This is a genomic window from Ilumatobacter sp. (assembly GCF_041688325.1).
Lineage (GTDB): Bacteria > Actinomycetota > Acidimicrobiia > Acidimicrobiales > Ilumatobacteraceae > Ilumatobacter_A.
The window spans coordinates 1-5661 of sequence record NZ_JBDNIJ010000423.1 but is presented as its reverse complement, the minus strand read 5'-3'; the positions used below and the strand labels follow the sequence as shown (position 1 = coordinate 5661).

The window sequence follows — 5661 nt, the reverse complement described above, 5'->3', positions numbered from 1 at the left end:
TCGCTCATCAAGAAGAACACTCTGGCCACTAGCGTCGCCAGCCGGTCGTCCTTCTTGTCGCCTTCGTCGTCGCCGTCTCCGTCGAACAAACTCATGTTGTTCATTTGATACCCCTTCTGATGATGACGCCCGCTGCCTCAGCCTCGGCCCGTCGTGAGTTATGAGCGAGGTCGTGATGCGCCTCGCATAGCAGTAGCAGATTCTCGGCGGTGTGCTCGCCTCCTTGCGATCTCAGCACACGATGGTGAATGTGGCCTCGGCCCGAACATCGGCGATCGAGAGCGAAGCCGAGCGGCCACGCCTGGCATTCTTGGTCTCGCTCCTTCACAGCCTCAGCGGTATCAGGGGCGACACCGGCCCTCCTCGGGCGGGATCGTTGCTTAGATGGCCTCTGAGCACCCTGTGCGGGCGACCCTGCTCTGGTCCGATCCGCTGACTTCTTACGTTTGATCGGACCAGAGCGAATCACGCCATCGGAACCTTTCTGGGCCGTAGCCCGTTACGTCGGCCACGCAGAGCAACCGATCGACTTCACTCTAATCGACCCGAGTCGAGCCGGGTGTTGTTGGGAAGGACATCGCAGGAGAATCACAAGCCTCCGCTCAACATTGACCTCGGCACGATCAAACGACCGCCGTGAGGGAGCACGACCTCAGCCCGGTGGGCGTCCAGAACCTGCGACACGCTGCACCACACCATCCCCCACTCGCCGCCGTCGAGGAAGACGCGCTGCCCACGCACGATCGCCAACGACTTCGGAGCGTTCCTCCTCGCCTCGGCCCGCTCCGCCTTCTTCACGTCGGCGTCCATGATGTGGCCTCGGTTGAGCGCCCGCGCTCGTGGCGTCACGCTCACAGCAAGCTCCGGTATTCGGTCGCCGACAACTCAGAGTGCATCATTCCTCGGGACTCTTCACAAAGCCCAGAAGCTGATCGAGGATCTTCGGGTTCGGCTCGGTCGAGCGGAAGCCCGAAAGAATGTGCGGGTCAGTCTTCGTATCTCGCTTCACACAATATTGAGAGTACGACTTCGCAGCTACGACCCGACCCTCCGCAAAGGACAAGATACGTCCCTCAGCGCCCGAAAGAAGCGCCGGAGCAGCCATCGTCCGCCGTCGGGCCGAGGAGCGGTACGCATTGTTCAGAGCGCCCCACAGAGGACGGCCGTAACCGTCGTGTGTTTCGATGACAGTCTCGACCGCCTCGCGCCCGCAATTGAAGTCGGGCCATCCCTCGATGCGTTTACGAGTGGCCTCGATGTTGATGTCATCCCACCCGCTTGTCTCAACGGCGAGATCACCGACCAGTAGCCAAGATTCTTCTTCGGTCATCGGTTCATCCTGTTCTGCATGGCCTGCTTGAGAGCGGCGGTGGAGTTTGCGAGCTTCGGTGCGACAGACTTCTTCGAGGCGAACGGCGGCTCGTCGCTCCACCGCTCTTCGCTGAGCCATCCTTGCGGCCACTTCTGATTCGCGGCGTCGGGCGACAGCCAGTATTCTGTCCATCGCTCCAAGCCAGCCTGGATGACCTCGGGTGCTGCCTTGCGGATTGCCAGCTCCCAGCATTCGCGAGCCTTCTTCTTCGAACCGACTCGGCCGTATGTCTGCCAGAAGAGATCGAACTCTTCGTCGAGCGAATACGCCAGCACTCTCGCCAGCGGCAGCACCTCGATCGCTTGCGATGAGGTAAACAGTTCTATGGACGGTTCTATGGATGGTTCAAGGAAGGTTAGGGCGGCGCACACACCGCCCCGTTCGGTCGTAGACACCGCCCCGTTCGCGCCTTCTACACCGCCCCGTGCCGTCGTAGACACCGCCCCGCGAGGCGACGCTCGCGCCGCCTCGTATCCGTAGTCGATCTCGTAGCGATTCGGGCGACGATCGACCGGGGTGGCATCAGTGCCACCCCGATTGGTGTGGACGGTCAGGATGCCCTTCTCGGACATCGTCGAGAGGTGCCGCTGCACTCCACGTCGATCGACCTCGGCGTATGCCGCCAGCGTGTCGATCGACGGCCACGCCCCACCGTCGCCGTCATGGTTGGCAATGCCAATCAAGATCAGCTTGGCGGTGCCGGGCACTCCCCACGATTTCTTCAGGACGAGGGCGACACGCTCGATGCTCACGCCACGACCTCTGCCAGTTCATTCACTTCTTGGTACACTTCTTCTCCTCGGTTCGAGTTCTTGGTAGGGCGACAACCCTAACCTGCCCGGCCACTCCGCACGATTGCGAGGTGGCCGGGCAGGTTTGCTTATCGGGTCAGACCGAGGCGTAACGAGCTGGCGAGTTGACAACGTTCCAGAACTCGCCTTCCAGCTCGGCCTGACGATCGCCGTCTTCGACCAGCTGGGAAGCAGCCGTGACCGCTTGGCCCAGCCCCAACAGCGTCGAGTCGCCACCCCGAGCGAAGCAGTCGAAGACGTTTCTCTGCTCGTCGTCGGTCAGCCCGATCTGGTCGGTCACGATCTCGATGGCAGAAGCCGCCGAGTCGATAACGATTCCCTTCGCAGCACGCATCTCCGCAGCGATCGTCACCAAGTAGTCGGTCGAGAGGTAGGTACGCACCACGTCGGCGACCTGCGAGGCCACCAGCTTGTACACGTTCTGACGAGTCTCGCCGGACCAGTTGATCTCGCCGTCGTCGAGCCGAGCGCCGAGGTGAGCACGCTTGAACTCGGTCGGCTTGACAAGACCGTTGCGGCAGACAGCGACCTCGGCCCGAGGCCTGACGAAGAAGGTTCCGTTGCCTGTCTCGGAGTTGCCGATTTCGATACCGGCCCACAGCACGGGAGGTGTCTCGCCCACGTCGGGTCGGTCGTGCATGCCGTTCTCCGGTTTCATCGAGAACGGCATCCGGTAGTCGCCGAGTAGATCGGGGACGGCCAGCTCGATCGCCGGGACCGTGATGCGAAGCCGCAGCCGGTCCGGCGTCACGTCGCCCTTCACCTGACCGTCGCCGAGGCCGAGGCCAGAAGCGCCGAGGCCTTCGATGAGAGCACGGAGCGCCCGGTCGTTGTCGAAGAGTCCATAAGAGTCGGAGAGGACGGAGCGGAGCACCAGGCCATCGTCGGCCCGTAAGAAACGGTAGAGCGCCTTGCGGTCGTCGATCCCGGCCAGCGTGTTGATCGAGTGGTCGGCGAGGTCGCGGGTGGCGTCCTCGTTGCTCTGGAGGCGGTCGAGGTACTGGAGCGGGATCTTGAGCCGACCAGCGATCTGCCGTTCCGCCATGCGAGTCATCGAGGCGACGATCACTGGCGACGTGACTCCATCGTCGGTGAGTTGCGGCTCGCCGCTCGGGTCGGCGATCGTCGCCGTGTCACGCTCGACGTGGAGCGCCGATTGTGGGGCGACGACATCGAAGCGGGAGGAGGCGACAGCGGCGAGGGTGCCGCTGATCTTGGAAAGGTCCGTCTCGTTTCGGAGTCGGGTGGAGAGTTCTTCGGTGGTGGGCATGGTGCCATTCTTTCTTGCTTGGTGGAAGCGGGGATCGCTCCGAAGATCCGCCCGACTCGGGAAGACCTTCGCAACGCTCGGCCGTAGCCGAGGTCGCTTCGCTTACCAGCGATCTTCGAGCGGGCAGGGACCGCCACCGGGGTAGCCGTGGCCGAGGCCATCGCAGATCGCTCGGGCTTCGGTGGCGATGATCGTGACGGTGTGATCGGGGTGAATTCCCTGAGTGGAACCGTCTGCGAACTCGATCTCAACGTTGCCCCAGACTGCGATGATCTTGCGAGGGATACCGATACGGCTGATGATGAAGTCGCCGGGAACGAGGCTGGCGGCTGCGATTTTGGTGGTGGTTGCGGCGGTCATCATGCGGTCCAGCCGTGGGTGACGATCTCGACGATGTCGGAGTTGCGGAAGGACATCTCGCCCTGGTCGGTGAAGACCTTGACCTTGTATCCGTCGCCGTTGGTGGCGAGCACTTTCAGGTAGTGGCGGCGACGCTGGAAGTCGTTCGGGTTCGTCGAGTGAACTCGGATCAGGATTTCGTCGCCGACCTCGATCTGCGATGCCGCAAACTGGTGGGTGGTGGAGTTTGTCTGGTTGGTCATGTCAATCACTCTATCCGACCCGAGTCGGGTCGTCAACCCTCAACCCGAAACTATTCTGGAAGATTGGAGGTAGCCAGACCGACTCGGGTCGGGTAGACTGTGGCTGTTCCACCAATCTCGGCACCCCGTCGAGGACAACCCTGAAACGAGAAACCAATGAACGAAGACATGGACATCCCCATCGGCGACGAGCCGGACATCGACTACGACACCCCGGCCCTCATGCCCGAAGGCACAGCCGAAGCGCTCGACCGTGCATCCTGGCACCTGAAGATGGCAGCAAGAGCAACCGCACAACGTGACGAGATCGACGCCGTGTACCAAGCCGAGATGGACCGGCTGGAGATCCGCCGCCTCCACCGCCGCCGCATCTTCAACAACCAGATCGCATGGCATCAAGCACCGATCGAATCATTGCACCGTGCCCTCCTCCGAGACGACCCGAAGCGTAAGTCGATCGAGCTGCCCTACGGCACGTCGAAGATCCGAGTGTCGAACACACCGACCCTGACATTCACCGACAAGGCAGCGACGCTCGCCTGGGCGGAGATCAATCATCCCGACATCCTCGGCCGGACGATCAACGTGACCGGCATCAAGTCGATCGCCAACACCTCGCCCGACTTCCGCTTCATGGTGGACGGGAACGGCGAGATCATCCCCGGTGTCGAAGCATCCATGCCCGAGCCGTCATGGTCAGTCCAATTCGCGGCCGACGAAGACCAGTCATGAATCATCCCCAACAGAAAGAGAACAACATGGACACGCCAGAAATGATGACCAGGTTCGCCAACGTCCTCGCCTCGGTCGAGAAGGTCGTCAAGGACCAGTCGGCCAAGATCAACGAGACATTCAGCTACAAGTATGCGGACATCAACCAGATCCTGGCTGGACTCAAACCTGTCCTCGCACAGCACCAGATGTCGCTCGCTCAGCCAATCGAGATCGCCGACGGCAACATGGTCATCACGACGCTGCTGATCTGCACCCAGACCGGCGAACGAATCGCCTTCCCAGGGCCAGGCTTCCCAGTCAAAGGCGACCCACAGCAGGCAGGCTCGGCGATCACCTACATGCGCCGCTACGCACTCACCTCGCTGTTCGCTCTCGAAGCCCACGACGACGATGGAGGCATCGCCCACCGGGCGGAGGCGACACCCAACATGAGGACCGAAGCAGAGACTCAGATCCGTCTCATCATCTCCACGATGCAGAAGGCCGAGGTCGGCGAGTTCGTCGCAGCATTCACCGACGAGTTCGGGTCAGCCCTGTCCGCTCTCCCCGAGTCGAAGCACGGCGACGCTCTGACATGGACGAAGGCTCGGACCGGGCAGTGATCGAAGATCAAGATGAGGGCCAACGCTGCCCGTCCGCTGCCCTCGTGATGCCCGACATGATCCGCCAATGCTGCGGCTATGACGGGCATGAAGGCGAACACATTTGGTTACCGGCCACACATCAAGGCTTGCCGATGGCATTCACATGGAGCGACCATCACGCCGACGACGACACGGTGACCATCTGGTCGCCGTCCAACATCGAACATCAACAAGGAGAATCAAAATCATGAGCGACGCACAAGTCACACTCGTCGGGAACCTCACC

Annotated in this window: 10 protein-coding genes; 3 read left to right on the top strand and 7 right to left on the bottom strand. The window is 61.8% G+C overall.

Annotation, left to right across the window (positions count from 1 at the left end; all coding sequences use genetic code 11):
* Nucleotides 1–100: 100 nt before the first annotated feature.
* The 7 genes from ACH2EI_RS20750 to ACH2EI_RS20720 form a co-directional block, all read right to left on the bottom strand.
* Nucleotides 101–328, bottom strand: coding sequence for an HNH endonuclease (locus ACH2EI_RS20750; RefSeq protein ID WP_395161469.1), 228 nt, complete (start codon nt 326–328; stop codon nt 101–103).
* Nucleotides 329–588: 260 nt separating this feature from the next.
* Entirely contained in the window at nt 589–855 is a 267-nt protein-coding gene (locus tag ACH2EI_RS20745; RefSeq protein ID WP_395161467.1) for a hypothetical protein, read from the bottom strand.
* A 40-nt stretch (nt 856–895) separates the two neighbouring features.
* Entirely contained in the window at nt 896–1330 is a 435-nt protein-coding gene (locus ACH2EI_RS20740; RefSeq protein WP_395161465.1) for a hypothetical protein, read from the bottom strand.
* The gene (locus ACH2EI_RS20735; RefSeq protein WP_395161463.1) at nt 1327–2124 is read right to left on the bottom strand and encodes a helix-turn-helix domain-containing protein; all 798 of its coding nucleotides are present in this window, start codon (nt 2122–2124) and stop codon (nt 1327–1329) included. The genes ACH2EI_RS20740 and ACH2EI_RS20735 overlap by 4 nt, the downstream gene beginning before the upstream one ends.
* 136 nt (nt 2125–2260) lie before the next feature.
* Entirely contained in the window at nt 2261–3454 is a 1194-nt protein-coding gene (locus tag ACH2EI_RS20730) for a hypothetical protein (protein WP_395161461.1), read from the bottom strand.
* 102 nt (nt 3455–3556) lie between these two features.
* Nucleotides 3557–3817, bottom strand: a complete 261-nt coding sequence (locus tag ACH2EI_RS20725) for a hypothetical protein (RefSeq protein WP_395161459.1) — start codon at nt 3815–3817, stop codon at nt 3557–3559.
* On the bottom strand, nt 3814–4056 hold the full coding sequence (locus ACH2EI_RS20720; protein WP_395161457.1) for a hypothetical protein: 243 nt from the start codon (nt 4054–4056) through the stop codon (nt 3814–3816). The genes ACH2EI_RS20725 and ACH2EI_RS20720 overlap by 4 nt, the downstream gene beginning before the upstream one ends.
* Before the next feature lie 156 nt (nt 4057–4212).
* Between ACH2EI_RS20720 and ACH2EI_RS20715 the strand changes: the two genes are divergently transcribed.
* From ACH2EI_RS20715 to ACH2EI_RS20705, 3 genes are read left to right on the top strand one after another with little or no spacing between them, the layout of a single operon-like run.
* Nucleotides 4213–4788 carry a host-nuclease inhibitor Gam family protein gene (locus ACH2EI_RS20715; RefSeq protein ID WP_395161455.1) on the top strand — a complete coding sequence of 192 codons (576 nt, stop codon included), beginning with the start codon at nt 4213–4215 and terminating at the stop codon, nt 4786–4788.
* Nucleotides 4785–5393, top strand: coding sequence for an ERF family protein (locus tag ACH2EI_RS20710; RefSeq protein ID WP_395161453.1), 609 nt, complete (start codon nt 4785–4787; stop codon nt 5391–5393). The genes ACH2EI_RS20715 and ACH2EI_RS20710 overlap by 4 nt, the downstream gene beginning before the upstream one ends.
* A 47-nt stretch (nt 5394–5440) precedes the next feature.
* Nucleotides 5441–5626 carry a hypothetical protein gene (locus tag ACH2EI_RS20705; RefSeq protein ID WP_395161451.1) on the top strand — a complete coding sequence of 62 codons (186 nt, stop codon included), beginning with the start codon at nt 5441–5443 and terminating at the stop codon, nt 5624–5626.
* The last annotated feature ends 35 nt before the right edge of the window (nt 5627–5661 follow it).

What these genes read in the sequence shown, in the direction of transcription:
- ACH2EI_RS20740 (WP_395161465.1), bottom strand. Translation starts at nt 1,330, where the DNA reads ATGACCGAAGAAGAATCTTGGCTACTGGTCGGTGATCTCGCCGTTGAG.
- ACH2EI_RS20730 (WP_395161461.1), bottom strand. Translation starts at nt 3,454, where the DNA reads ATGCCCACCACCGAAGAACTCTCCACCCGACTCCGAAACGAGACGGAC.
- ACH2EI_RS20725 (WP_395161459.1), bottom strand. Translation starts at nt 3,817, where the DNA reads ATGATGACCGCCGCAACCACCACCAAAATCGCAGCCGCCAGCCTCGTT.
- ACH2EI_RS20720 (WP_395161457.1), bottom strand. Translation starts at nt 4,056, where the DNA reads ATGACCAACCAGACAAACTCCACCACCCACCAGTTTGCGGCATCGCAG.
- ACH2EI_RS20715 (WP_395161455.1), top strand. Translation starts at nt 4,213, where the DNA reads ATGAACGAAGACATGGACATCCCCATCGGCGACGAGCCGGACATCGAC.
- ACH2EI_RS20710 (WP_395161453.1), top strand. Translation starts at nt 4,785, where the DNA reads ATGAATCATCCCCAACAGAAAGAGAACAACATGGACACGCCAGAAATG.
- ACH2EI_RS20705 (WP_395161451.1), top strand. Translation starts at nt 5,441, where the DNA reads ATGCCCGACATGATCCGCCAATGCTGCGGCTATGACGGGCATGAAGGC.